The 26794-nt window shown below is 69.1% G+C and carries 21 protein-coding genes and 1 riboswitch; of the genes, 19 read left to right on the top strand and 2 right to left on the bottom strand.

Annotated elements, in window-relative coordinates; all coding sequences use genetic code 11:
* Window positions 1–111 precede the first annotated feature (111 nt).
* The 5 genes from eccB to AC5Y36_RS11405 all read left to right on the top strand — a co-directional run bounded on the left by eccB (window position 112) and on the right by AC5Y36_RS11405 (window position 9165).
* The gene (gene eccB, locus AC5Y36_RS11425; protein WP_500041011.1) at window positions 112–1611 is read left to right on the top strand and encodes a type VII secretion protein EccB; all 1500 of its coding nucleotides are present in this window, start codon (window positions 112–114) and stop codon (window positions 1609–1611) included.
* Window positions 1608–5783 (top strand): type VII secretion protein EccCa, encoded by a 4176-nt coding sequence (gene eccCa, locus AC5Y36_RS11420; RefSeq protein WP_500041010.1) that lies wholly within the window; start codon window positions 1608–1610, stop codon window positions 5781–5783. Before eccB ends, eccCa begins: the two co-directional genes overlap by 4 nt.
* 465 nt (window positions 5784–6248) lie before the next feature.
* Window positions 6249–7466, top strand: coding sequence for a PPE family protein (locus AC5Y36_RS11415; RefSeq protein WP_500041009.1), 1218 nt, complete (start codon window positions 6249–6251; stop codon window positions 7464–7466).
* A 158-nt stretch (window positions 7467–7624) separates the two neighbouring features.
* A complete protein-coding gene (locus AC5Y36_RS11410) occupies window positions 7625–7924 on the top strand; it encodes a PE family protein (RefSeq protein WP_500041008.1) in 300 nt (99 codons plus the stop codon).
* Between the two features lie 8 nt (window positions 7925–7932).
* Window positions 7933–9165 (top strand): PPE family protein, encoded by a 1233-nt coding sequence (locus AC5Y36_RS11405; protein ID WP_500041007.1) that lies wholly within the window; start codon window positions 7933–7935, stop codon window positions 9163–9165.
* Window positions 9166–9177: 12 nt separating this feature from the next.
* Here AC5Y36_RS11405 and fdxE read toward each other — a convergent pair whose 3' ends face one another.
* Window positions 9178–9372 (bottom strand): ferredoxin FdxE, encoded by a 195-nt coding sequence (gene fdxE / locus AC5Y36_RS11400; protein WP_500041006.1) that lies wholly within the window; start codon window positions 9370–9372, stop codon window positions 9178–9180.
* A 100-nt stretch (window positions 9373–9472) separates the two neighbouring features.
* On the opposite strand from fdxE, the gene AC5Y36_RS11395 reads away from it, so the two are divergent.
* The 14 genes from AC5Y36_RS11395 (at window position 9473) to AC5Y36_RS11330 (ending at window position 25623) form a co-directional block, all read left to right on the top strand.
* Window positions 9473–10648: a cytochrome P450 gene (locus tag AC5Y36_RS11395; RefSeq protein ID WP_500041005.1), complete on the top strand. Its 1176-nt coding sequence runs from the start codon at window positions 9473–9475 to the stop codon at window positions 10646–10648.
* Between the two features lie 299 nt (window positions 10649–10947).
* Window positions 10948–11247, top strand: a complete 300-nt coding sequence (locus AC5Y36_RS11390; protein ID WP_500041004.1) for a PE family protein — start codon at window positions 10948–10950, stop codon at window positions 11245–11247.
* A 62-nt stretch (window positions 11248–11309) separates the two neighbouring features.
* On the top strand, window positions 11310–11606 hold the full coding sequence (locus AC5Y36_RS11385) for a WXG100 family type VII secretion target (RefSeq protein ID WP_500041003.1): 297 nt from the start codon (window positions 11310–11312) through the stop codon (window positions 11604–11606).
* A gap of 14 nt (window positions 11607–11620) precedes the next feature.
* Entirely contained in the window at window positions 11621–11905 is a 285-nt protein-coding gene (locus AC5Y36_RS11380) for a WXG100 family type VII secretion target (protein ID WP_500041002.1), read from the top strand.
* Window positions 11906–12064: 159 nt separating this feature from the next.
* The gene (locus AC5Y36_RS11375; protein WP_500041001.1) at window positions 12065–12964 is read left to right on the top strand and encodes an ESX secretion-associated protein EspG; all 900 of its coding nucleotides are present in this window, start codon (window positions 12065–12067) and stop codon (window positions 12962–12964) included.
* 199 nt (window positions 12965–13163) lie between these two features.
* Window positions 13164–14678: a type VII secretion integral membrane protein EccD gene (eccD, locus tag AC5Y36_RS11370; RefSeq protein ID WP_500041000.1), complete on the top strand. Its 1515-nt coding sequence runs from the start codon at window positions 13164–13166 to the stop codon at window positions 14676–14678.
* Window positions 14656–16455 carry a type VII secretion-associated serine protease mycosin gene (mycP, locus tag AC5Y36_RS11365; protein WP_500040999.1) on the top strand — a complete coding sequence of 600 codons (1800 nt, stop codon included), beginning with the start codon at window positions 14656–14658 and terminating at the stop codon, window positions 16453–16455. Before eccD ends, mycP begins: the two co-directional genes overlap by 23 nt.
* On the top strand, window positions 16452–17585 hold the full coding sequence (gene eccE / locus AC5Y36_RS11360) for a type VII secretion protein EccE (protein WP_500040998.1): 1134 nt from the start codon (window positions 16452–16454) through the stop codon (window positions 17583–17585). The genes mycP and eccE overlap by 4 nt, the downstream gene beginning before the upstream one ends.
* A 35-nt stretch (window positions 17586–17620) precedes the next feature.
* A complete protein-coding gene (gene eccA, locus AC5Y36_RS11355) occupies window positions 17621–19411 on the top strand; it encodes a type VII secretion AAA-ATPase EccA (protein ID WP_500041092.1) in 1791 nt (596 codons plus the stop codon).
* Window positions 19412–19697: 286 nt separating this feature from the next.
* Window positions 19698–19869, top strand: a riboswitch (M-box (ykoK) riboswitch).
* 285 nt (window positions 19870–20154) lie between these two features.
* Complete coding sequence (locus tag AC5Y36_RS11350) at window positions 20155–20454, top strand: PE family protein (protein ID WP_500040997.1); 300 nt, start codon at window positions 20155–20157, stop codon at window positions 20452–20454.
* Between the two features lie 14 nt (window positions 20455–20468).
* Entirely contained in the window at window positions 20469–21650 is a 1182-nt protein-coding gene (locus tag AC5Y36_RS11345) for a PPE family protein (RefSeq protein WP_500040996.1), read from the top strand.
* 457 nt (window positions 21651–22107) lie between these two features.
* Window positions 22108–23352, top strand: coding sequence for a PPE family protein (locus AC5Y36_RS11340; protein ID WP_500040995.1), 1245 nt, complete (start codon window positions 22108–22110; stop codon window positions 23350–23352).
* A 31-nt stretch (window positions 23353–23383) separates the two neighbouring features.
* Complete coding sequence (locus tag AC5Y36_RS11335; protein ID WP_500040994.1) at window positions 23384–24775, top strand: PPE family protein; 1392 nt, start codon at window positions 23384–23386, stop codon at window positions 24773–24775.
* Window positions 24776–24870: 95 nt separating this feature from the next.
* Complete coding sequence (locus tag AC5Y36_RS11330) at window positions 24871–25623, top strand: MgtC/SapB family protein (RefSeq protein ID WP_500040993.1); 753 nt, start codon at window positions 24871–24873, stop codon at window positions 25621–25623.
* Here the strand turns inward: AC5Y36_RS11330 and AC5Y36_RS11325 are convergent.
* Window positions 25594–26784: an NAD(P)/FAD-dependent oxidoreductase gene (locus AC5Y36_RS11325; RefSeq protein ID WP_500041091.1), complete on the bottom strand. Its 1191-nt coding sequence runs from the start codon at window positions 26782–26784 to the stop codon at window positions 25594–25596. The two genes, AC5Y36_RS11330 and AC5Y36_RS11325, sit on opposite strands and share 30 nt — an antisense overlap.
* Window positions 26785–26794 lie beyond the last annotated feature (10 nt).

Raw genomic sequence — 26794 nt, 5'->3', positions numbered from 1 at the left:
TCACTCGGTCCATCGTGCCTCACGCCCGCTCGACGAGCGGATAGTGCGGCAGGTCGCTAGCATGCCGTGTGAGCAATACAGGCGAATCCATCCAGGGGCAGATGACAAGCAATGGCTGAACATGAGCGGGGGTCCGGCTACGGGCTGGGACTCTCCACCCGGACGCAGGTCACGGGCCATCAATTCCTAGCGCGTCGCACCGCCCTGGCATTGACGCGGTGGCGGGTCCGGATGGAAGTCGAGCCGAGCCGGCGGCAATCGTTGGCGGTGGTGGCGTCGGTGTCCGCGGCGTTGATGGTTTGCCTGGGGGCGCTGCTGTGGTCGTTCCTGAGCCCGTCGGGCCAGATCGGCGATTCACCGATCATCGCCGACCGTGATTCCGGCGCGCTGTACGTGCGGGTGGGGGACACCTTGTACCCGGCGCTGAACCTGGCCTCGGCGCGGCTGATCGCCGGGCGTCCGGACAACCCGCACAAGGTGCGGTCGAGTCAGATCGCCGAGCAGCCGCACGGCCCGATGGTGGGTATCCCGGGCGCCCCGTCGGAGTTCTCGCCGACCACCCCGACGTCGTCGTCCTGGCTGATCTGCGACTCGGTGGCCCCGACGTCGGGTATCGGTGCGGTGTCGCCGGTCACCGTCACGGTGATCGACGGCAGCCCCAGCCTGTCGGATCACCGCCGGGTGCTCAGCGGGTCCGACGCGGTGGTGTTGCGGTACGGCAGTGACTCCTGGGTGATCCGCGACGGCCGCCGCTCGCGCATCGACGCGGTCGACCGCTCGGTGCTGACGCCGCTGGGTATCACGCCCGAGGAAGTCAGCCAGGCCAAGCCGATGAGCCGGGCGCTGTATGACGCATTGCCCGAGGGGCCTGAACTGTCGGTGCCCTCGGTGCCCGAAGCGGGCAGCCCCGCGCACTTCGGCAGCGCACCCGCGCCGGTGGGCACGGTGTTCGTGACGCCGCAGATCAGTGGGCCGCAACAGTATTCGGTGCTGCTTGCCGACGGCGTGCAGACCATCACCGAGGTGGTGGCCCGCATTCTGCAGAACGCGGGGGCGACCGCCAAAACCGTGCAGCCGGCCGTGTTGGCCAAGATGCCGCTGGTGACCGGGTTGGATCTGTCCGCCTACCCGGAAACCCCGCTGCATGTGATCGACATGCGGGAGAACCCGGCAACCTGCTGGTGGTGGGAGAAGACCGCCGGTGAGGGACGGGCCCGCGTGCAGGTGATCTCCGGCCCGACGATTCCTGTTCCGCAGGACAGAATTGACCGGGTGGTGTCGCTGGTGAAGGCCGACGACACCGGCCGCGAGGCCGACCGGGTGTACTTCGGGCCGAGCTCGGCGAACTTCGTCGCCGTCACCGGCAACGACCCGGGTGCCACGACAACCGAATCATTGTGGTGGCTTTCGGAATCCGGTGTGCGGTTCGGGGTGGAAGACTCCCGCGACTCGCGTGGCGCCCTCGGGTTGGGCGACGAGCCGAGCCAGGCGCCGTGGGTGGCGCTGCGGCTGCTGGCCCCGGGCCCGACGCTGTCGCGCGCCGACGCGCTGGTGCGTCACGACACCCTGCCCAAAGACATGACGCCAGGAGAATTGGTGGTGCCCAAGTGAAACGAGGCTTTGCGCGGCCCACACCCGAGCGGGCGCCGGCGGTCAAGCCGGAAAACATCGTGCTGCCGACACCGCTGAGTGTCCCGCCGCCGGAAGGCAAGCCGTGGTGGCTGGTGGTGGTCGGGGTGCTGGTCGTCGGCCTGGTGGCCGGCATGGTCGCGATGACCGTGGCCAGCGGATCGCGGATGTTCCTCGGTGCCGGCGCCATCTTCCCGATCTTCATGGTCGGCGGCATCGCGATGATGATGTTCGGCGGCCGATTCGGCGGCGGCGCCCAGCAATTGAGCCGCCCGAAGCTGGATGCGATGCGCGCCCAGTTCATGTTGATGCTCGACCGGCTGCGGGAGACCGCGTCGGAATCCGCCGACAGCATGGACGCCAACTACCGCTGGTTCCACCCGTCACCGGCGACGTTGACCGCCGCCATCGGCTCGCCGCGGATGTGGGAACGCAAACCCGACGGCAAGGACCTCAACTTCGGCACCGTACGGGTCGGGGTAGGGATGACACGGCCCGAGGTGACCTGGGGCGAACCGCAGAACATGCCCACCGACATCGAGTTGGAGCCGGTGACCGGTAAGGCGCTGCAGGAGTTCGGGCGCTACCAAAGCGTCGTCTACAACCTGCCCAAGATGGTGTCGCTGCTGGTGGAGCCCTGGTACGCGCTGGAGGGGGAGCGTGAGCAGGCGCTGGGCCTGATGCGTGCCATCATCTGCCAACTGGCCTTCTCGCACGGACCCGACCACCTGCGGATGGTCGTGGTCAGTTCCGATGTGGGGCAGTGGGATTGGGTGAAATGGCTGCCGCACTTCGGTGACGTGCGACGTCAAGACGCCGCCGGCCAGGCCCGCATGGTGTACAGCTCGGTGCGGGAGTTCGCCGCCGAGCACGGAGATCTGTTCTCCGGGCGTGGATCGTTCATGCCGCGCCACCCCAGCTCGTCGGCGGAGATGCCCACGCCGCACCACGTGATCATCGCCGACGCCGACGACCCGCAGTGGGAGTACGTGTTCGCCGCTGAAGGTGTGGACGGCGTGACGTTCTTCGACCTGTGCGGCGCCTCGGCGGTGGCCGGTGCGGCCCCGCAGCGGGTGCTGCGGTTCACCGACGAGAACGGCGTGATCGAGACGCTGCCCCGCGACCGCGACACCTGGATGGTGATCGACGACAACGCCTGGTTCTTCGCGCTGGCCGACCAGGTGTCGGCGTCCGACGCCGAACAGTTCGCCCAGCGGATGGCGCAGTGGCGACTGGCCGAAGCCTACGAGGAGATCGGGCAACGGGTCACCCACATCGGTTCGCGCGACATCCTGTCCTACTACGGTGTCGAGGACCCGGGGTCGATCGACTTCGCCGCGCTGTGGGCCGGCCGCCGCGACGCGACCAGCCGGTCGCGGCTGCGGGTGCCGTTCGGTAACCGTGCCGACAACGGCGAGCTGCTGTTCTTGGACATGAAGTCCCTCGACGAGGGTGGCGACGGGCCGCACGGCGTCATGTCGGGAACCACCGGTTCGGGTAAGTCGACGCTGGTGCGGACCGTCATCGAGTCGCTGATGCTCGGACACCCGCCCGACGAGCTGCAGTTCGTGCTGGCCGACCTCAAGGGTGGTTCCGCGGTCAAGCCGTTCTCCGGGGTTCCGCACGTCTCGCGCATCATCACCGACCTGGAAGACGACCAGGCCCTGATGGAGCGCTTCCTGGAAGCCATGTGGGGCGAGATCGCCCGCCGCAAGACCATGTGCGACAGCGCCGGTGTCGACGGCGCCAAGGAGTACAACGAGATCCGGTCCCGGATGCGGGCACACGGGCAGGACATGCCGCCGCTGCCGATGCTGGTGGTCGTCATCGACGAGTTCTACGAGTGGTTCCGCATCATGCCGACCGCGGTGGAGGTGCTCGACTCGATCGGCCGTCAGGGCCGTGCCTACTGGGTGCACCTGATGATGGCCTCGCAGACCATCGAGAGCCGGGCCGAGAAGCTGATGGAGAACATGGGCTACCGGTTGGTGCTGAAGGCGCAGACCGCCGGTGCGGCCCAGGCGGCCGGGGTGCCCAACGCGGTGAACCTGCCCGCCAAGGCCGGGCTGGGATACTTCCGCAAGAGCGGCGAGGACATCATCCGGTTCCAGGCCGAGTTCCTGTGGCGCGACTACCGCCGCGGCACGATCTTCGCCGAGGAGCAGGCACCGCTGGTGCATGCCGTCGACTACATCCGCCCGCAGCTGTTCACCACCGCCTTCGCGCCGTTGGAGGTGGCGGTCAGCGGGACCGAGATCGAGGACTTCCCCGACGACGTCCCGCAACTCACCGACGGGTCGACCCCGGAAACCGCGGTGGAGGTCGCCGAGGAGGACGAAGGCTTCCGGACGCCCAAGGTCGGCACCACGATCATCGACCAGTTGCGCCGCATCGACTTCGAGCCGTACCGGTTGTGGCAGCCGCCGCTGGACCAGCCGGTGGCCGTCGACGAGCTGGTGAACCGGTTCCTGGGCCGGCCGTGGCAGCAGGAGTACGGCACCGCGCGCAACCTGGTGTTCCCGATCGGGATCATCGACCGCCCGTTCAAGCACGACCAGCCGCCGTGGACCGTGGACACCTCGGGCCCGGGCTCCAACGTGCTGATTCTGGGCGCCGGCGGGTCGGGTAAGACGACGGCGCTGCAGACGCTGATCTCGGCCGCCGCCATGACCCACACCCCCGAGCAGGTCCAGTTCTACTGCCTGGCCTACAGCGGCACCGCGTTGACCACGGTGGCCGGCCTGCCGCATGTGGGCTCGGTGGCCGGGCCGACCGATCCCGACGGCGTGCGCCGCACGGTCGCCGAGCTGCTGGCGCTGATGCGCGGCCGGAAACGCAGCTTCCTGGAATACGACGTGGCCGGCATGGAGGTCTTCCGGCGCCGCAAGTTCGGTAGCGCGCCCGGCGCGGTGCCCGATGACGGCTTCGGTGACGTCTACCTGGTGATCGACAACTACCGGGCCCTCGCTGAGGAAAACGAGGTGCTCATCGAGCAGGTGAACCAGATCATCAACCAGGGTCCGTCGTTCGGTGTGCACGTGATCGTCACCGCGGACCGGGAATCGGAGCTGCGGCCCCCGGTGCGCAGCGGCTTCGGATCCCGGGTGGAGCTGCGGCTGGCCGCCGTGGAGGACGCCAAGCTGGTGCGCTCCCGGTTCGCCAAGGACGTTCCGGTCAAGCCGGGCCGCGGCATGGTCGCGGTGAACTACGTCCGCCTCGACAGCGACCCGCAATCGGGCCTGCACACCCTGGTGGCTCGACCGGCGTTGGCCGACACGGCAGACAGCGTGTTCGAGTCCGACAGTGTGGTCGCCGCGGTCAGCCAGATCGCCGTCGGCCGGGCCCGTCCGGTGCGCAGGCTACCGGCACGGTTCGGTCTCGAGGACGTGCGTGCCGCCGCCGCCGTGGACCGCCGCGAAGGCGTCGGTGCGGGTGGAATCGCCTGGGCGGTATCGGAATTGGATTTGCAGCCGGTCTACCTCAACTTCGCCGAGAACTCTCACCTGATGGTGACCGGGCGACGCGAATGCGGACGGACCACCACGCTGGCCACCATCATGTCCGAGATCGGCCGGGTGTACGCGCCGGGCTCCAGCTCGGCGCCGCCGACCACGCAACCATCGGCGCAGGTGTGGCTGGTCGACCCGCGCCGGCAGTTGCTGACCACGCTGGGCTCCGAGTACGTGGAGAAGTTCGCCTACAACCTCGACGGCGTCGTGGCGCTGATCGACGAGTTGGCGGCCACCCTGGCGCGGCGCGAGCCGCCGCCCGGCTTGTCGGCGGAGGAGTTGCTGGCGCATTCCTGGTGGAGCGGGCCGGAGATCTTCCTGATCATCGACGATGTGCAGCAGTTCCCACCCGGGTTCGACTCGCCGATGCACAAGGCCGCCCCCTGGGTGACCCGCGCGGCCGACGTCGGCCTGCACGTCATCGTCACCCGCACCTTCGGCGGATGGTCGTCGGCGGGCAGCGATCCGCTGCTGCGGGCGCTGCACCAGGCCAACTCGCCGCTGCTGGTGATGGACGCCGACCCCGACGAAGGGTTCATCCGCGGCAAGATGAAGGGCGGACCGCTGCCCCGCGGTCGCGGCCTGCTGATGGCCGAGGACACCGGGGTGTTCGTGCAGGTCGCCGACACCCCGGTGCGCCGGTAGGCGGCAGCTGCCGTTGAGTGTGCATCCAGGGCGGGAACTCCACCGAGTTCCCGCCCTGAGCGCATTGTCGACACCGTGATCCCGCGGCCGGCAGGGTCGCCGGCGTGACCCCGATCACCTGCGGGTTCGCCCCGTTTTAAACAGCGGATGAACGGCCGTCGTACGTGGGTGAACAGTCGTTGTCCAGTCGTGAATTGTTGGTTTTGGGCGCGGCGTTTCGCGGGGCGCCCGATTAGCCTCTGAAACGAGCGATCGTTCATAGGCGAGTGATCGATCTCGACAGTCTTAACGCTGAGGGTGACCGAGAAAAGAAAGTGCTCTTACATCTGTGACCGCACATTCAGTTCGCGTGACCGCAAGGCCTTCAGCGGCCGTAGCGACCATGACCGTGATGCGTGTCGGCGCTGAGCTCGGGGCGGCCGATCCGGCCGCCGCCGCGCTGGTGTCCGGCTAGGAGGGGTTGGAGTGGATTTCGGGGCGTTGCCGCCGGAGATCAACTCGGGCCGTATGTATGCGGGGCCCGGACCGGGGCCGTTGTTGGCCGCGGCGCAGGCATGGGACGCACTGGCAGCGGAATTGCATATCGCCGCGACCGGCTACGGTTCGGTGGTCGGGGAGCTCAGCGGCCAGGCATGGTCCGGCCCGGGGGCCGAGTCGATGACCGCCGCGGCCGCGCCGTACGTGGCCTGGATGCACGCCACCGCGTTGCAGGCCGAGGAGACCGCGGCGCAGGCGCGGGCCGCGGTCGCGGCCTACGAGGCGGCCTTTGCGATGACCGTCCCGCCGCCGGTGATCGCCGCCAACCGGGTGCAGCTGATGACGCTGGTGGCCACGAACTTCTTCGGCCAGAACACGCCGGCGATCGCCGCCACCGAGATCCACTACGCCGAGATGTGGGCGCAGGATGCGGTCGCGATGTTCGGCTACGCCGGATCGTCGGCGACGGCGTCGACCGTGACACCGTTCACCAAGCCGGCCGACACCACCAACTCCTCCGGGGTGCCCGCGCAGGCCGCCGCGGTCGCCAAGGCCACCGGCACCCAGGCGGGCACCACCGCGCAGTCCGCGGCCCAATCGGCGGCGCAGACCGCGACGCAGACGACCGCAACGTCGACCACTACCTCGACGACATCGCAAACGGTCACCGCAACGTCGGCAACGCAAGTCGTGCACCAGGTTTCGACGACCGCCGGCACGACCACCGGATCGACGACGACCGGATCGTCGGGCTGGCTGACCCCCAGCAACTTCACCGCGATCCGGCAGGCGCTGCAGGCCTACTTCGCGTTGGGGATGGGACAGTTCGGCGCCTCGATCGGTCAGCAGATGTTCCCGGGTGCGGCGGGCGGGGCCGGCGCGTCCGGCAGTGCGCCGCTGCCCGGGGCGGGGCTGCCCGCGCTGGGCAGCTACCCCATCAGCAGCCCGGTGTCGGCCACCGCCGCCAGCGCCAACTCGATCGGCCGGTTGTCGGTGCCGGCGAGCTGGGCTGCCGGGACTCCGGGAGTCAACCCGACATCGTTCGGCACGCCGCTGAGCCTCAGCGAGGCCTCCCAGGCCGCCGGATCGCAGGGCCTGCTGCGCGGGATGCCGCTGAGCGGCGTCGGGCGGCGTGCCAGCGGCGGGTTCACCCACCGGTACGGGTTCCGGTACAGCGTGATGCCCCGACCCCCGTCGGCCGGGTAGCGCCGTGCAAAACGTCGCGCACCCCAACTGCGGGTGAACAGCGAGTTCCGGCCGGTGAACAGTGGCGATGAGGGAATGAATAGTTGGCGTGGAGGACGGGTGGCCGTGGGCAAGCCCGTTAGCCTTTTGAATAGCGAGATTGACGAGGAGGAGATCACGTGTCGTTCGTGACCACACAGCCCGAAGCGCTGTCGGCTGCCGCAGGCACCCTGCAGGGGATCGGATCGACGGTTTCCGCCCAGAACGCGGCTGCGGCCGCCCCGACCACCGGTGTCGTGCCGGCCGCGGCCGATGAGGTCTCGGCGCTGACGGCCGCCCAGTTCGCCGCCCACGCGCAGCTGTACCAGGAGGTCAGCGCCCAGGCCGCGGCGATTCACGAGATGTTCGTCAACACCTTGGGGACCAGCGCTGGTTCCTACCAGGCCACCGAGGCCGCCAACGCGGCCGCAGCCGGTTAGGGGAGAAAGTGCTCGACTTCGGGGCAATACCGCCGGAGGTCACCTCCGCGCGCATCTACGCCGGGCCCGGCTCGACGCCGCTGGTGGCCGCCGCGTCGGCGTGGAACGCGCTGGCCGCTGAGCTGAACTCGGCCGCCCTCGGCTACCAGAAGGTGCTCGCCCAGCTCACCAGCGAGGAGTGGGCAGGTCCGGGATCGGCGGCGATGGCGCAGGCCGCCGCGCCGTACGTGGCGTGGATGAGCACCGCCGCCACCCAGGCCGAGCACACCGCCAACCAGGCCCGGTCGGCCGCTGCTGCCTACGAGGCCGCGTTCGCCGCGACGGTTCCCCCGCCGTTGGTCGCCGCCAACCGGGCCCAGGTCGCACAGCTGACCACGACGAACATCATGGGTCAAAACACCCAGCTGATCGCCCAACTCGAGGCGCAATACGGGCAGATGTGGGCGCAGGACGCCGCCGCGATGTACGGCTACGTCGGCCAGTCGGCGGCCGCCACCAAGGTGACACCGTTCGCCTCGCCGGCGCAGACCACCAACGCCGCCGGTCAGGGCCTACAATCGGCGGCTGTCACCCAGGCCGCGTCCACCGCGGCCGCCTCCGGCTCCCAGAACGTGTCTCAGGCCATCTCGTCGCTGCCCAACACCCTGCAGAGCCTGGCCTCACCGGTGGCGACGACGTCGAGCACCGACGGCCTGACCAGTCTGTGGACGTTGTTGACCGGTCAGACCTCGCTGCCGAAATCATTCGCCGACGTGGTCAGCGGCTACAGCCCGTACGCCGGTCTGCTCTACAACACCGAGGGGCTGCCGTACTTCAGCATCGGTATGGGCAACAACTTCGTGCAGACGGCCAAGACGCTGGGCCTGCTCAACGCGGCCGCACCGGCCGCCGCCAAGGGTGCAGCCGAGGCGGCGGGTGCCGCGGGTGCGGGTGCCGCGGGCGCTGCGGGTCTCGGTGGCGGGCTCGGGGCCGCGCCGGTGGCCGCCGGCCTGGGCAATGCCACCGGGGTCGGTCGCCTGGTGGTGCCGCCGAGCTGGCTGGGATCGACCCCGCTGTCGTCGTCGGCGTTCCCGGCCCCCCCGGTGCCGGTCAGCTCCGTCAGCGCCGTCCCGGACGCAGCCGGTGCCGGGAACCTGTTGGGTGGCATGCCGCTGGCCGGCGTCGGCGCCGGCGCAAATGGCGCCGCGCCCAAATACGGGTTCCGCCCGACCGTGATGACGCGCCCGCCGTTCGCGGGCTAAACCCGCCGCGGCTCAATCCTCGTCGAGGACCAGCGCCATTTCCGGGCAGGCGGCGACACCGTCACGCGTGAGCTGCGCGTCTTCGGGCTGCACTTCGTGCTCCTCGAGGATGGAGTAACCGGACTCGTCGATCGGGAACAGATCGGGGTCGACGGCGTAGCACTGCGCATGCCCCACGCATTTTGATTGTTCGAGGCGAACCCTCATGGCGTGTTCCCTTCCTCGGGGTGCTCAGGTGGCCGACGGCTACGATATCGACTGCCGCGCGACCGCGAAACACGAGAAACGGACACCGGAAACTACGGCCATGAGCACCTACGACGCCTACCAGCCGGGTGCGTTTCACTTGCCGCGGCTCGACTACGCGTCGCTGCCGATGGCCGCCGACCGGGGTGTCGGATGGAAGGCGTTGCGGGATGCCGGGCCGGTGGTGTTCATGAACGGCGCCTACTACCTGACCCGCCGTGACGACGTGCTGGCGGCGCTGCGCAATCCGAAGGTGTTCTCCTCGCGGTTGGCGCTGCAGCCCCCGGACAGCCCGCTGCCGGTGGTCCCGCTGGCGTTCGACCCGCCCGAACACACCCGGTACCGCAAGATCCTGATGCCCTACTTCAGTCCGCATGCCCTGAGCGCGTCGCTGCCGGTGCTGCGCCGGCACGCCGCCGACATGATCGGAGCCATCGCCGACCGGGGCGAATGCGATGCCATGGCCGATCTGGCGAACCTGTACCCGTTTCAGGTGTTCATCGACCTCTACAGCTTCCCGTTGCAGGATCGCGACCGGCTGATCGCCTGGAAAGACGCCGTCACCGCCGACAAGCCCTACCGCACCGACGCAGACCTGGCCGCGGGCCGCGAGCTGTTCGAGTACCTGGCCGACGCGATCGCCCAGCGCCGGCAGAACCCGGGCACCGACATGCTGTCGAAGGTGATGACCGGGGACGGTGAGTTCACCGACCTCGAATTGCTGGGCATGAGCCACTTGCTGATCCTGGCGGGACTGGACACGGTGACCGCCGCGATCGGGTTCTCGCTGTACGAACTCGCACGTCGGCCGCAGCTGCGCACCGCCCTGCGCGACGACCCCAAACAGACCAGGGCTTTCATCGAGGAAATCGTCCGGTTGGAGCCGTCGGCCCCGGTAGCGCCCCGGGTCACCACCGAGATGGTCACGATCGGGGGAATGACGCTGCCCGCGGGCACCCCGGTGCGACTGTGCATGGCCGCGGTCAACCGCGACGGCACCGACGACATCTCCACCGACGAGCTGGTGCTGGACGGCAAGGTGCACCGGCACTGGGGATTCGGGGGCGGACCGCACCGCTGCCTCGGCTCCCACCTGGCGCGGCTGGAACTGACCGTGATCGTCGACGAATGGTTGCGTCGAATCCCCGAGTTCGAGTTGCCCGAGGGCTACCGGCCGGACATCGCGTTTCCGTCGATGACGTTCGCGCTCACCACCCTGCCGCTACGGATCCGCTGAGCCTTCCGAGCAGCCAGATTTTATGTCGTCAGCGGGCCGCCGCGCGCCTGCCCGCCGTGCGGAGGGGCCCCGCGGGGGAGGACGGCGGCCGCCGGGCGCCCAGCGTCCTGACCCCATCAACCTGCGTGGATCGCGCCGCCGCTGGTCAACCCTGGTGTCGCCGGTCGCCCATCGTGAACATTTGGTGCTGGTTGGTGAACACTTCGGAATATGCCGCTTCTCGGCAGGCGTGACCCGGTGTGTCCCTCTACTGTCGAGGGCGGAGCGATTGCTGAGGATAACTGGAGGAGGAGATCCCAATGTCGTTCGTGACCACCCAGCCGGAGGCACTGACATCAGCGGCTGCCACGCTGAGCGGCCTGGGCTCGGCGCTGAGCGCGCAGAACGCGGCCGCCGCCGGTCCCACCACCGGCGTCATTCCCGCCGCCGCCGACGAGGTCTCGGCGCTGACCGCGGCCCAGTTCGCCGCCCACGCCACCCTGTACCAGCAGGTCAGCGCGCAGGCCCAGGCGATCCACGACATGTTCGTGGCCACGATCAATACCAGTGCGGGTTCCTACGCGGCCACCGAGGCCGCCAACGCGGCAGCGGCCGGCTAGACCCCGGCGTAGCCTGCTCTACAACGACCAACTAGATGACTTCGAGATAGGGAGACAGGATCATGACAGCGCGTTTTATGACCGATCCGCATGCGATGCGGGCGATGGCGGGGCGTTTCGACACCCACGCGCAGACGGTTGAGGATGAGGCCCGCCGGATGTGGGCGTCCTCGACCAATATTTCCGGTGCCGGCTGGGGTGGGCTGGCCGAGCGGACCTCGTACGACACCATGGGTCAGATGCAGACCGCGTTTCGCAACATCGTGACGATGTTGCACGGGGTGCGCGATGGCCTGGTGCGTGACGCCAACAACTACGAGCAGCAAGAAGCTGCCTCACAAACCATCCTGTCCAGCTAGAAGGGAGTCGAGCTATGTCTATCAATTACCAGTTCGGTGACGTGGACGCCCACGGTGCGCTGATCAAAGCCCAGGCCGCCTCGTTGGAGGCTGAGCATCAGGCGATCGTCTCTGATGTGTTGGCTGCCGGGGACTTCTGGGGTGGTGCGGGGTCGGTGGCCTGCCAGGAGTTCATCACCCAGCTGGGCCGCAACTTCCAGGTCATCTACGAGCAGGCCGCCAGCCACGGCACCAAGGTGCAGTCCGCCGGCAACAACATGGCCAACACCGACTCCGCCGTCAGCTCCAGCTGGGCCTGACGCGGATTGCGCATCGAGTGTCGACTGGGGCGTCCACCCAGCGCACGCGGCGCGCTCACAGTTGACTAAACAGCGACGGCACACCGGTTACCGGTGTGCCGTCGCTGTGCTGGCAGTATCGAGGTTGGCCGGCCGGCCAGGCCGGGGAGGAGAGTAGCGATGGATCCGAGCGCCCGTACCGACATCACCGTCAATGTCGAGGGCTTCTGGATGTTGCAGGCCCTGCTTGACATCCGCCATGTCGCTCCCGAGTTGCGGTGCCGGCCCTACGTCTCGACCGATTCCACCGACTGGCTGGCCGAACATCCCGGCATGAAGGTGATGCGCGAAAGCGGCATCGTCGATGGCGACACCGTCACCGAGCAGATCGCCGAGCGGCTCAGGGTGCTCGCCGCACCCGACCTGGAGGTGGTCGCGTTGCTGTCGCGCGGCAAGCTGCGCTACGGCGTCCTCGAGGAAGAGGACGCGCCGCCGGGATCACGCGACATCCCGGACAACGAATTCCGGGTCTTGCTGGCGCGCCGAGGCGAGCACTGGGTGTCGGCGGTGCGGGTGGGCACCGACATCACCGTTGACGACGTGTCGGTCACCGACGCATCCTCGATCGCGGCGCTGGTACTGGACGGCCTGGAATCGATTCACCACGCCGACCCGGCGCAGATCACCGCGGTCAACGTGCCGCTCGAGGAAATGCTCGAGGTGACCCAGAGCTGGCAGGAATCCGGGTTCAACGTCTTCTCCGGCGGCGATCTACGACGGATGGGGCTGTCCGCCGCGACCATCGCCGCCCTGGGACAGGCGCTGGCGGACCCCGAAGCCGAGGCGGCGGTCTACGCGCGCCAGTACCGCGACGACGCCCGCGCGCCCAGCGCGTCGGTGCTGTCACTGAAGGACGGGTCCGGCGGCAGGATCGCGATGTACCAGCAGGCGCGGACCGCGGGTTCGGGCGAGGCGTGGATGGCAATCTGCCCGGCAACCCCGCAACTGGTCCAGGTCGGTGTCAAGACCGTTTTGGACACGCTGCCGTACGGGGCCTGGAAAACGCACCGAAGAGTGTGAGTTACGGACACGAAATATGTTCTGCATCAAGCACTTACGTATGTCGCGCTGTCGTCGTGCGGAGACGGCAGGATACCCCTAGAATTGGGCGACACCACAATGGATATGAGGCAGCACGCATGAGTTCAGGAATTGTCGGGCGAAACCGTCCGCCGATCGCGGCCGGGACGTTGACAGGTGGACCGATGGGGGTGGGACAGTGACCGCGATGATAGAGGCGCTGCAATCCGACAGTGAGGCCTCGGTCTCCTCGCCGCGTGCCGCGGTGGTCGGCATCATGGCCGGTGCCGGCGTGCAGATCGGCGTGGTGCTCGACGCCGACGCCCCGGTGTCGGTGATGATCGACCCGCTGCTCAAGGTCATCAACGGCCGGCTCCGCGAACTGGGGGAGACAACCCTGGAGGCCACCGGCCGCGGCCGATGGGTGCTGTGCACGGTCGACGGCACGGCGTTGCGGTCCGCGCAATCGCTCACCGAGCAAGAGGTCTACGACGGCGACCGGCTGTGGCTGCGTTTCCTCGCCGACCCCGAGCACCGCTCCCAGGTCATCGAGCACATCTCGACCGCCGTCGCGGTCAACCTGTCCAAGCGATTCACCTCGATCAATCCGGTGGTCGCCATCCAGGTCGGTGTCAGCATGCTGGCCATCGGGGTGCTGCTGGCCGTGGGAATGCTCGGCGCCTGGCGCTACCGGCACGACACCTGGCTGGCGGCCGGCTGTGCCGGCGTCATCGCGGTGGCGGTGTTCGCGGCCGCAGCGCTGATCCTGATGCGCGCCAGCACCCCGGTGGACCGCCAGGTCGGGGACATCCTGATGCTCACCGGGCTGGTGTCGGTGGCGGTGGCAGCCGCGGCCGCGGTGCCCGGACCGGTGGGTGCGCCGCACGTCGCGTTCGGCTTCGCGGTGACCGGTGTCGGGGCGCTGCTGCTGCTCCGCTTCACCGGGCGGCGGTTGGGGATTTACACCGCAATCATCACCATCAGCGTCGCGGTGATGCTGGTGGGTGTGCTGCGCATGGCGGCGGTGACCGGAGCGGTGACCCTGATGGGCTGCCTGCTGCTGGCCTGTGTGCTGGGCTACCACGCCGCCGCATCGCTGTCGCGCTGGTTGTCCGGGATCCGGTTGCCGGTGTTCCCGTCGGCCACCAGCCGTTGGGTGTTCGAGGCACGTCCCGACCTGCCCACCACCGTGGTGCGTCCCGAAGGCGGGCCGCCGGTGCTGGAAGGTCCGGAGTCGGTGCGCGAGGTGGTGCTGCGTGCCGAGCGCGCCCGCTCCTTCCTGACCGGGCTGCTGGTGGGCTTCGGGGTGCTGACCATCGCCTGCACCGGCGGAATGGCCGACCCGCACGGCGACAAGCCGGTGCTCGGGCTGCTGGTGGCCGGGTTCACCGCCGGGTTCCTCATCCTGCGCGGGCGTTCGTTCCTGGACCGGTTGCAGGCGGTCACCGTCACGGTCACCGGCGTCGTCATCGTGGCGGTCGTGGTGGTGCGTTACGTGGTGGTGCTGTGGACCCCGGCCGCCCTGGCGGTCGGGGTGGCGGTGCTGGTGGTGCTCCCGGCGGCCGGCCTGATCGCCGCCGCGGTGGTGCCCAACACCATCTACAGCCCGATGTTCCGCAAACTCGTCGAGTGGGTGGAGTACCTGTGCCTGATGCCGCTGTTCCCGCTGGTCTTGTGGTTGATGAATACCTATGAAGCAATCCGGTACCGGTAACGGCTGGGCGCGGTACAAGCGCGCAGCCGGGGTGAGTGCCGCCGCAGTGATGGTGGTCGCCGGCACGTTCGCCGGGCTGCCCTACGCCGCGGCGGTTGATCCGCCCGGGGTAGATCCCGGTGCCGCTCCCGGGGACGGCCCGCCCGGCCCGGAGCAGCCGATGCGGCAAACCTCGTACTGCACCGAGGTCGGGGTCCTGCCCGGAACCGACTTCCGGGTGCGGCCGAAGTTTCTGGACATGCTCAACCTCGATGAGGCGTGGCGGTTCGGTCGCGGCGGCGGGGTGAAGGTGGCGGTCATCGACACCGGGGTGACGCCGCACCCGCGGCTGCCGAATCTGGCCGGCGGCGGCGACTACGTGATGGCCGGCGGCGACGGATTGTCCGATTGCGACGCCCACGGCACCCTGGTCGCTTCGCTGATCGCCGCCGCACCCGCCAACGGCGCACCGCTGCCGCCGCCGCGGCAAACCCGTAAACCACCGTCGGTGCCGACCACCGAGCCGACGCCGACCCCGCCCACCCCGCAGACCACGATCATCATTTCGCCGACGGTCATCGCACCGCCTCCGATGCCGATACCGAACGAGGGCGAACCGGGCGCCGGCCCGGTCCCGGTGGGACCGCCCGCCCAGGGGCCCGCTCCGGCACCCGGACAGGGTGCCGCGCCGGGGCCCGGCCAGGCACCCGCCGCCGCCCACGGGACGCACGGCACCGTCACCGCGCCGAACTATTCCGGCGGTGCGCCGCGGGTGGTCGGCGCGAAGTACCCGCGTCCGGCCGCGCCGCCCCCGGCGGCACCGCCGCCGCCGGCCCCCGATGCCTTCTCCGGTGTGGCACCGGATGTGGAAGTGATCTCGATCCGGCAGTCCAGCCAGGCGTTCGGCCCCAAGGATCCGTTCGTCGATGAGGGCGATCCGCAGACCCGGCAGAAGGCCGACAATATCCGCACCATGGCTCGCGCCATCGTGCACGCCGCCGACATGGGCGCTCAGGTGATCAACATTTCCCAGGTGGTGTGCATGAATGTGCGCACCCGGATACCCGACCCCGATCTGGGTGCGGCAGTGCGCTACGCCGCCGTGGAGAAGAACGCCGTCATCGTGGCCGCGGCGGGCGACACCATGCAGCGCGACTGCAAGCAGAACCCGACGCACAATCCGATGCGACCCGACGACCCCCGCGACTGGGGCGGGGTGAACACCGTGGTGACGCCGTCCTGGTTCGACGAGTTCGTCCTGACCGTGGGCGCGGTGGATTCCAACGGCGCGCCGCTGGACAAGTCCAGCGTGGCCGGCCCGTGGGTGTCGATCGCCGCGCCGGGCACCGAAATCGAGGGGCTGTCGCCTCGCGACGACGGCCTGATGAACGCCGTTGACGGACCGGAGAATTCGCTGCTGCACCCGCAGGGCACCGCGTTCGCGGCGGCCCTGGTCTCCGGAGTGGCCGCCCTGGTGCGAGCCAAATACCCGGAGTTGTCGGCCTACCAGGTCCGCAACCGTTTGATGCAGACCGCGCGACCGCCGGCCCGCGGGGTGGACAACCAGGTGGGGCACGGCATCGTCGATCCGGTGGCCGCGCTGACCTGGGATGTGCCCGACGGACCCGCAACACCGCCCGAACAACTGTCGTCTCCGCTGGAGCTTCCGCCACCGGTGCCCGACCGCAACATGACACCGGTCTGGGTGGCCGCGGCGGGCCTGGCCGCGGCGTTGTGTGCGGCGGCGATCGCCCTAGCCGCAGCGAAGATCCTGCGCCGATCATCGAGGGAATCATGAAGGCACAGCGCCGAATCGGACTCGACCTGTCGTGGCCCCGTCTGACTACGATCTTCCTGATCGACGTCGGGGTGCTGGCGCTGGCCCGGCATTGGCCCGGTGGGGCGCAGACCGCCAGGTATGCCTGGTGGGCAGGCATCGGGGTCGCGGTGCTGGTGCTGATCGCCGGTGTGGTGACGTATCGACAGCGGCCGCTGGCCTCCACGCTGGCCGCGCGCCTGCTGGATCGCTTCGTCGACCCGCAGACAATGCTGACCGCCGGGTGCACACCTCCCTTCGATCACACCCGCCGATTCAGCCACCAGGCCATCGGGATTCGGGAGCACGAGGGTCGGCTCGTCTCGGTGATCGCCGTCGCAGGGTTGCAGGACGCATCCTCGGGACGGCACCACAACGGCGGGGGGTCGGCCACACTGCCGGTCGGGACGATCGTCGCCGCGCTGCGGCAGTTCGATGTGCGGTTGGACGCCATCGACATCGTCTCGGTGGCGGGGCCGACGGCGGCGGATGACCAAGACTCCCAAGACAATGAGCCCGCCGCCACCGGCACCTGGCTGATCCTGCGGATGGACCCGCAGCGCAATGTCGCGGCGGTGGCAACCCGGGATTCGGTCGCCTCCACGCTGGCCGCGGTCACCGAACGCCTTGCTCAGGATCTCGACGGGACACGTTGCCTCGCACAAGCTCTGACGGCTACCGAGATCGCCGACGTTGATGCCGCGGTGCTGGCGGGGTTGCATCCGGAGAAGGTCCGACCCAACCGGCGCCGCATCAAGCAGAAGCAACCGGAGGGCCCCCGCGAGTCCATCACCAGCTTCTGGGTGTCGCCGCAGGACATCACCGCGGAGACGCTGGAGCAACTGTGGGATTGCGATACCAATTCCGCGGCGGTGACGGTGCGGCTGATACCGCGCGGCGGCGCCGCCGAGGTGTCGGCATGGGTGCGCTACCACAGCGACAAGCGGCTGCCGAAGAACATCTGGAACGGGCTGAACCGGCTGACCGGCCGCCAGGTGGCCGCGGTGTGCGCGAGTCTGCCGAACCCGGTGGCGCGTTCGCCGCTGGTCGTGCCGGGGCGGGTGCTCGGCGAAGACGAGGACCTCGCAGTCCCGGTGGGAGCGCATCGGTGACAGCTGCGCAGACCGGTTCAGATGCCCGCAACGCGATGGTGGCCGGTCTGCTGGCCTCCGGGATCTCGGTCAAAGGTCTGCAGCCGAGCCGCAATCCGCAAGTGGCAAAGCAGATGTTCGCCACCGCCACCACGATCGATCCGGAGATGTGTGACGCCTGGCTGGCGCGGATCCTGGCGGGTGAACAGGGCGTCGATGTCCTGGCCGGGGCGTGGGCCGCGGTGCGCACCTTCGGGTGGGAGATACGCCGGTTGGGGCTCACCGACGCCGAATTTCGCCCGGAAGCCTCCGACGGATTGTTCCTGCGGCTGGCGATCACCAGCGTGGACACCCTGGCGGCCGGATATGCCGCCGCGCTGATCGAGGAGAAGCGCTACGGACAGGCTGCGGCACTGCTCGACGGTGTCGAGCCGCGACAGGCGTTCGACGCCGAGATACTGCGCTACGTGCGTGGCGTGCTGTACTTCCGGACTGGCCGCTGGCCCGATGTGCTGACCCAATTCCCGGCGGCGACCCAGTGGCGTTTCCCCGAGTTGAAGGCCGCAGCCGCCGCCATGGCGACCACCGCCCTGGCCTCGCTGGGGGTTTTCGAGGAGGCGTGTCGGCGGGCCCAGGAGGTCACCGAGGTCGATCGGGTGCCGGCCGCCACCAATGTCGCGCTGTACACCCAGGGCATGTGCCTGCGGCATCTGGGCCGTGAAGACGAGGCCACAGAGCTGCTGCGCCAGGTGTATTCGCGAGATTCCAAGTTCACTCCGGCCCGCGAGGCGCTGGACAACGCCGACTTCCGCCTGGTGCTCACCGACCCGGAGACCATCGAGGCGCGCACCGATCCGTGGGACGCGGACAGTGCGCCCACCCGGGCCGAGGCTGAAGCATCGCGTCATGCCGAGGAAGCCAAGACGTACTTGGCCGAAGGTGACGCCGAGCTCAACGCCATGTTGGGCATGGAGGCCGCCAAGCGCGAGATCAAACTGATCAAGTCGACGACGAAGGTGAATCTGGCCCGCGCCAAAATGGGCCTGCCGGTTCCGGTCTCGTCTCGGCACACGTTGCTGCTGGGGCCACCCGGTACCGGGAAGACCACCGTCGCACGGGCGTTCACCAAGCAGTTGTGCGGGCTGACGGTGCTGCGCAAGCCATTGGTGGTCGAAACCAGCCGAGCCAAGCTGTTGGGCCGCTTCATGGCCGACGCGGAGAAGAACACCGAAGAGATGCTCGAACAAGCGCTCGGCGGGGCGGTCTTCTTTGACGAGATGCACAATCTGCATGAGGCGGGCTATTCCCAAGGCGACGCCTACGGTAACGCGATCATCAACACGCTGCTGCTCTACATGGAGAACCATCGCGACGAACTGGTGGTGTTCGGGGCAGGGTACGCCAAGGCGATGGAGCGCATGCTCGAGGTGAATCAGGGCCTGCGGCGGCGGTTTTCGACGGTGATCGAGTTTTACAGCTACACCCCGCCGGAGTTGGTCGCGCTGACCCAGCTGATGGGAACCGAGAACGAGGACCTGATCACCGACGAGGCGGTCGAGGTGCTGTTGCCCTCGTACACCAAGTTCTACAACGACGAGAACATCTCGGCCGAAGGGGACCTGATCCGGGGAATCGACACCCTGGGCAACGCCGGATTCGTCCGCAACGTGGTCGAGAAGGCCCGCGACCACCGTAGTTTCCGCCTGGACGACGAAGACCTGGACGCGGTACTGGCCGGTGATTTCGACGAATTCAGCGCGGACCAGCTGCGCCGCTTCAAGGAACTGACTCGCGCCGACCTCGCCGAAGGGCTCAGCGCGGCGGTGGCCGAGAAGAAAACCGACTGACGGATATGAAACGATCGATCCGGCAAGCAGATTCGACACCGGGTCGATGCCGTTCACAGTAAGTAGTTAGGTAACTCACACGTACCCTACAGTAGGTGCGTTCCGCGGGGTGTCATGGCGCTCCGGATGGTCGGCACCGGGCAAACCTCGCAGGTCAGGCTGAGGGCCATCGCCCCGTTGCGCCAACCGGCGGATACGGGCGGGTATCCGACCGTGCTCTACCTGGTATTCAGGGCGGAAAACTCGGGTTGACGAGCATCGATCGGGGTGCAAGCATGGCTGACTGCAAGCACCTCGCTAGGTGAGGCGTCTGTACGGATATAGGCCACTGACCTCGAACGTCGAAAGACGCCCAGGGTCAGGACAGCTCTTCCCGGCTTAAGGGTTGAGCCCAAGTGGCTTCCGGCTTCAGCCGGATACGCCCTGCAGTGCCAAAGCTCAGACGAGAGAGGTGGTGCGCCCGGCGGTCCGCCGGGTTGCCTCATCCCGTTGTGCACCGCGCTGGCACCCCCGTGTGCCCCGGCCGTGAGGAGGTGAGAGCGACTTGAGTCCTGGTGACTGTCCGTGTTACAGACCGCTGACCGTTTCGTTCGAATCCGGCCCCGGCGTCGCCGCCGTCTGATTCGGCCCGCACCAGAGATCTGACCAGCACTGATCTGCATCGTGGATCAGTGCGCGTATTCGCCGTGCCCGAAAACCCCCGCGGTAACGCGAATCCCGTCCTGCATATGAGGAGAGTTCCGATGAGTTTTGTGACGACCCAACCCGAGATGCTGTCGGAGGCAGCCGTCAACCTGGAGGGCATCGGTGCCGCGCTATCCGCTCGCAGCGCGGCCGCGGCCACTCCTACCACCGCACTGATTCCGGCTGCCGCCGACGAAGTCTCGGCGCTGACCGCAACACAGTTCGCCGCACACGCCCAGCTGTACCAGGTGGTCAGCGCGCAGGCCTCGGCGATTCACCAGATGTTCGTAGCCACCCTGGCGGCCAGCGCCAGCTCGTACGCGGCCACCGAAGCCGCCAACGCAGTGGCTGCAGGTTAAGGGAGGGGATTGCAATGGATTTCGGAGCACTGACACCAGAGATCAACTCGACGCGCATGTACGCGGGCCCCGGTTCGGCACCGCTGATGGCTGCCGCCTCGGCCTGGCGGAGCCTTGCCGCGGAGCTGAACTCGATGGCGACGTCGTACCAGTCCGTGATTTCGAGTCTGGTCAGCGAGGAATGGGTGGGCCCGGCCTCGACTTCGATGGCCGCAGCGGTAGCCCCCTACATGACGTGGATGGCCGCAACCGCTGCGCAGGCCGAGCAGACCGCCAGCCAGGCCAACGCGGCGGCCGCGGCCTACGATGCCGCGTTCGCGATGACGGTGCCGCCGGCGGTGGTCGCCGCCAACCGGACGCAGACGGCGGCGCTGGTCGCGACCAACGTAATCGGCCAGAACACCCCGGCGATCGCGCTCAACGAGGCCCTCTACGGCGAAATGTGGGCGCAGGACGCGGCGGCCATGTACGGCTACGCCGGCAACTCGGCTGCCGCGTCCCAGGTGTCGCCGTTCACGTCCCCGGCACCGACCACCAGCGCGACCGGTGCGGCGCAGCAGGCCGGTGCGGTGGCCCAGGCGACGGGGACCGCCGCGAGCTCGAACGTGCAATCGGCATTGTCGCAGTTCACCTCCGCTGTTCCGTCGACGCTGCAGAGCCTGGCGGCACCCGCGGCCGATACCGGTTTGGTCCCGGGTGATTTCACGAACGGAATCACCAACCTGATGAGCAGTTCGCTCAGCCCGATGGGCGTGGCCGGCATCACCCAGGTGGCGGCGGACCTGGCGGTCGTGCGCGGTGCCGCCATCAGCGCCGCCGACCCGCTGGGCCTGGGTGCCATCGACCTGCCCGGTATGGGGATGGGCGGCTTGGGCGCGATTCCCGGCATGGGAGTGAGCGCGGTGGCGCCGGCTCACCTGAGCGGGGCCGTCATGGCGGGTGTCGGCCAGGCCGCCCCCGTCGGTGGCCTGTCGGTGCCGCAGACCTGGGCCGCGGCTCTCCCGGCAGGCAACACCGCCTCGGGTTCCCTTCCCGGGGCGGGCTGGACCAATGCCGCACCGGCGGTGCAGGCCGGGGGAGCACCCGGTATGCCCGGGATGGGGATGACCGGTTCCAACAACCGCAGCTTCGGTATGGCTGTTCCCCGTTACGGTTTCAAGCCGACCGTGATGGCCCGGCCGGTTGTCGCCGGATAGCCGCCGGCGGGCGGGACCCCGGGCCGGGTGGGCCGGGGCCCCGCACGGTGGCGGCTCGTAGTGTGCAGCTGCCTCGCAGGCAACTCACAGTTGCGCAGCTGTGGCATTACGGTCCGGTTGCGTACCGTATGGAGACGTTAGGAGTGCCATGACGACGACCTTCCGGTCTGGTGACCTGGACAGCGATGTCGCTGATCGGCCCTGACCCGCACCCGCAGACACCTCGCGGCACCGACGCGAGTGTGGTCGCGGTGGGCTGCGTGCAACGCCGCCGGCATCGGCAATGGCGTTGCCGCGGATCGTAGCGTTTGCGGCCGTCTGAGTCCTGGGTGGCGCTACGGTGATCACCAATTCTGCGTGTGATCGCCGGTAACGACCACCGATGGGGCGGGTGTCTATAGCGCGACAACTGGGCAGGTAGCCGGCCACCGTCGATGCCGAACGGAAAGCGGAACACATGGATTTTGGAGCATTGCCACCCGAAGTCAATTCCGGGCGGATGTACTCCGGCCCCGGGTCGGGGCCGATGCTGGCGGCAGCGGCGGCCTGGGACGCACTGGCGGCAGAGCTCAGCTCGACGGCATCGGCATATGACTCGGTGGTGTCCGGGCTGACCGGGGAGTGGACGGGCCCATCCTCGAACTCGATGGCCGCCGCGGCCGCCCCCTACGTCACGTGGATGTCGGGCACCGCCGTCCAGGCCGGGCAAGCCGCCGCGGGCGCCAGGGCCGCGGCCACCGCCTATGAGGCGGCGTTCACCGCGACGGTTCCCCCGCCGGTGATCGCGGCCAACCGCAGCCTGCTGGCGACCCTGGTCGCCAGCAACATTCTGGGGCAGAACACCGCGGCGATCGCGGCCACCGAAGCCCACTACGTCGAGATGTGGGCCCAGGACGCGGCGGCGATGTACAGCTACGCGGGGGCCGCGGCCGCCGCTGCGCAGGTGGCGCCCTTCAACGAGCCGCCGCAGACCACCAACCCGTCGGGCGCCGCCAATCAGGCAGCCTCCGTCGCCCAGGCCGCCGCAACCTCGGCCGCCTCTCCGACGCAGTCGTTGCCGCAGCTGCTGTCGGCGTTGCCGCAGTCGCTGCAGAGCCTGGCCGCACCGGTTTCGGCGGCCGCGTCGCCGGCAGCGGCGGGTGACCTGGCCGCCTTGTTCACCGCGTTCAACTCGTTCATCGCCGGCCCGCTGTCGCCGCTGTCGCTGTTCACCGTGGGTGGCGTCCCGTTCCTGTTGGGCATCCAGAGCTACCTGCTTCCCCAAGCCGCCGCCAACCTCACCAGCGCGGCAGCCAAGGTGTCGACGCTGCCGGCCGAGGCGGTCGGGGAACCGCTGGCCGGCATCCTCGGCATGACCCCGAGCGGAGCGGCCGCAACCGCCGCGAGCGAGGTTTCGGCGGGGATCGGCGGGGCCGGCCGGATCGCGGGAATGTCGGTGCCGCAAGGCTGGGCCGCGGCTGCCCCGGCAATCAAGACGGCCGCCGCGATGCTGCCCGAAAGCAATTTCAGCGCGGCGCCGATGGCTTTCGCGGCGGACAGCGAGTCCGGCCTGTTGAACAACATGGCCGTGTCCAGCCTCGCGGGACGCGGCATGGTCGGGACCGGCGGCACCGCTGCGCGGTCGGTGACCGCCGCGAGCCCGCCCGGCAGCAAGGAGTTCGCCAGCACCGCGAACATCTTCGTGATTCACGAGGCCGACTGATGGCGTTGCGCGGCGATCGAGGAGCCTAGCCATGGATTTCGCAACACTGCCTCCGGAGATCAACTCCGCCCGGATGTATGCCGGGCCGGGGCCGACATCACTGCAGGCCGCCGCGGCGGCCTGGGACGGGCTGGCGGCTGATCTGCGCAGCGCCGCGGACGCCTACTCCTCGGTCATCTCGGGGCTGACCACTACCTGGACCGGTCCGTCGTCGGCGAGCATGGCGGCCGCCGTCGCCCCGTTTGTGACCTGGCTGGCCGGCACCGCGGCGCAAGCCGAGCAGACCGCCGGCCAGGCCCGAGCGGCGATGGCCGCCTACGAAACCGCGTTCGCCGCCATGGTCCCGCCACCGGTCATCGCAGCGAATCGCGCGGCGCTGGCCTCCCTGACCGCCACCAATCTGTTCGGTCAGAACACCGTTGCGATCGCGGCCAACGAAGCCCAGTACGCGAGCATGTGGGCCCAGGATGCCGCGGCGATGTACGGCTACGCCGGTCAGTCCGCGGCCGCTGCCGCGGTGACACCGTTTGCCGCGCCGGCGCAGAACACCAATCCGGCCGGTGGCGCCAATCAGGCCGCCGCGGTGGCGACCACGGTGGGGAACTCCGCGGCATCCAACACCGCCTCAGTGCTGTCGCAGCTGACGTCGGCGACGCCGACCGCGTTGCAGAACCTGGCGTCACCGCTGGCCGCCACCGACCCGATCACCTGGCTGACCGATTTGTTGAACGCGATCAATTCCTCTCCGCTGGCGCCGCTGGCCGCCGACCTGGAACTGCTGCCGAAGCTGGTTCTGCCGGCCAACGACGTCCTGATCAGCATCATCATGGGGATCGTGATCGGTGGGCGGGCACTCTCGGATGTCGCCGTCGCCGCCGGCGGAGCCGCAGCCGGCTCGGCGGCCGGCCCGCCGATCGGGGCGGTGCCCGCGGCCGCGGTGTCGGCCGGCGTGGGCCAGGCCGGCATGGTCGGTGCGCTGGCGACACCTCCGAGCTGGGCCGCGGCCACTCCCGCGATCCGGACGGTCGCCGCCGTGCTGTCCTCGGCAGGCAATGCGGTTCCCGCCGTCGCGGTCAGCGAGGGCGGCCTCTTCAGTGGAATGGCACTGGCCGGTATGGCCGCCGGCGCGGCCGGCACCGCGGCGACGCGCACCCTGACGGGTGGTGCCGTCAAGGGCCGCACGGTGGCCGGCAAGGATCTGAAGGCGGTCAAAGACCTCCAAGACCGGGAGTCCTCGCCGACCCTGCAACGCATCGTGGCCGAGATGGCGGAGAAGCCGGACAGCGTGCAGCATTGGCACACCGACTCCGAGCACCTCGACGCGCTGCTGGCCGAACTGCAGCAGAAGCCGGGCATCCACGCGGTGCACGTGGCCAAGGGCGACAAGCCCCGGATGACGCCGCCGGGCCCGCAACCGCTGTAGCGGATTTTCCCATCCGGTTCGTGCCCGGCGCGACAGCGGCCGCGTCGTCGTCCAGACTGGGACAGGTTCTGATTCAGCGACGAGAGGGTTGTCGGATGCAAGCCTTGAGCCTCGTGGATTTCACGATGCGCCTGGCCGTCGGATTGGGCTGCGGTGCCCTGATCGGGCTGGAACGGCAATGGCGGGCGCGGATGGCCGGGCTGCGCACCAACGCCCTGGTCGCTGCCGGCGCCACCTTGTTCGTGCTGTACGCGGTGACCGCCAACGACGTGGGCAGCCCCACCCGGGTGGCGTCCTATGTGGTGTCGGGCGTCGGGTTTCTCGGCGGTGGCGTCATCCTGCGGGAAGGGTTCAACGTGCGCGGCCTCAACACCGCGGCCACGCTGTGGTGCTCGGCGGCCGTCGGCGTCCTGGCCGGCGGCGGCCAGCTGCTGTTCGCCCTCATCGGCACCGTCACCATCGTCGGCACCCACCTGCTGGGTCGGCCACTGGGCCGGCTCATCGACCGCGACCACCACGTCGAAGAGGACGAGCCGCAGCAGCCCTATCACCTGCAGGTGATCTGCCGCCCCAAGTCCGAGAAGTACGCGCGGGCCCAGATCGTGCAGAACGCCAGCACGAACGACATCACCCTGCGGGGCTTTCACACCGGGCGTGCCGACAACGACAGCATCGCCCTGACCGCGTATCTGCTGATGGACGGCCGGGCCGCCGAGCGGCTGGAACGCCTGGTGGCCGAACTGTCGCTGCAGCCCGGGGTGTATGCGGTGCACTGGTATTCCGATGACCAGCCCAGCCCCATCCCAATGCCGCCGCGGTCACTGACCGAGGGCGGGCCGGAGCTGTAGCTGCGCGGCGGCGGCAGCCAGCAACTCGGAGCGGTCGCGGCTCAGCGGCGGATAGATGCGCTCGGTGTTGATGACGCGTTTGGTGTCCTTGGCGGCGGCGCCGTCGGCCAGCACCCGGCGATCCCAGCCTTCGGTGTACACCGCGCCGGCCGGGCCCAGATCGAGAACCGTTACGTACCAGGGAATCCGAAGCGCCAGCATCGGCTCACCCAACAGATCGCTGATCACGTTGTACCCGGCGTAGCGTCCCATCGGTCGAGCGTGCTGGCACGACATCACCGACAGGTGCGGTCCGTCGAGTGCTGCCGCGGCAACGTCACCGGCCGCGAACAGCGCCGGTACCCCACGCACCCGCAGGTAGTCGTCAACCGGGACGCGGCCGAGCCGATCCGGCGTCACCGGCAGCTGGCCGGTCAACGGGCTGGCGCGCATCCCCGCGCACCAGATCACCGTGGCCGCGGGCAGCACCTCGCCTGTCGACAGCGTCACGGCGTGGCCGGTGATCGACTCGACGCCGATTCCGGTGCGGGTCGCAACACCGTTGTCCGCCAACGCCGCTTCGATCACCGGTCGGGCCTCGACGCCCATATCGGACCCGACAAAGTTGTGGTCGATGAGCACCACCCGACAACCGGGCATCCTGCTCGGCAGCTCACACGCGACCTCGATTCCGGTCAGCCCGGCCCCCACCACCACGGCCGTCGTCGCACCCGGGGATGACGAGGTGGCGGCCAGGGCACGCAGGTGGCGGTCCAGCGCCACGGCGCCGTCATAGCTGTCGACGTCGAAGCCGAATTCCTGCAGGCCCGGAATGTCGGGTTTGACCACCTGGCTGCCCGCGGCCAGCACCAGCCGGTCATAACCGTGCACGACGCCGCCGGCGGTGGTGACGGTGCGGGCGTCGGTGTCGATGCCGCATACCGGGTCGGCGATGTGGCCGACGCCGGCCGGTTCGAGCAGGTCGGCCAGCGGGATACGGCAGGCACGCAGATCCGCCTCGTAGTTGCGTACGCGAATGTCATGAAATGGCGCGCGGCTCAACATGGTCAGCCGCACGGAGCCCGGCCGGACCCCGAGTTCGTCGAGCCGGCGGGCGGCCCCGAGCGCGGCCCACAGCCCGGCAAAACCGGAGCCGATCACGAGGACGTGCTGGCGGGACACGGTGAACCGT

The sequence above is a fragment of the Mycobacterium sp. NGS50 genome, from assembly GCF_059812545.1.
The sequence above is the reverse complement of the archived record's forward strand: the minus strand, read 5'-3'. Positions and strand labels throughout refer to the sequence as shown.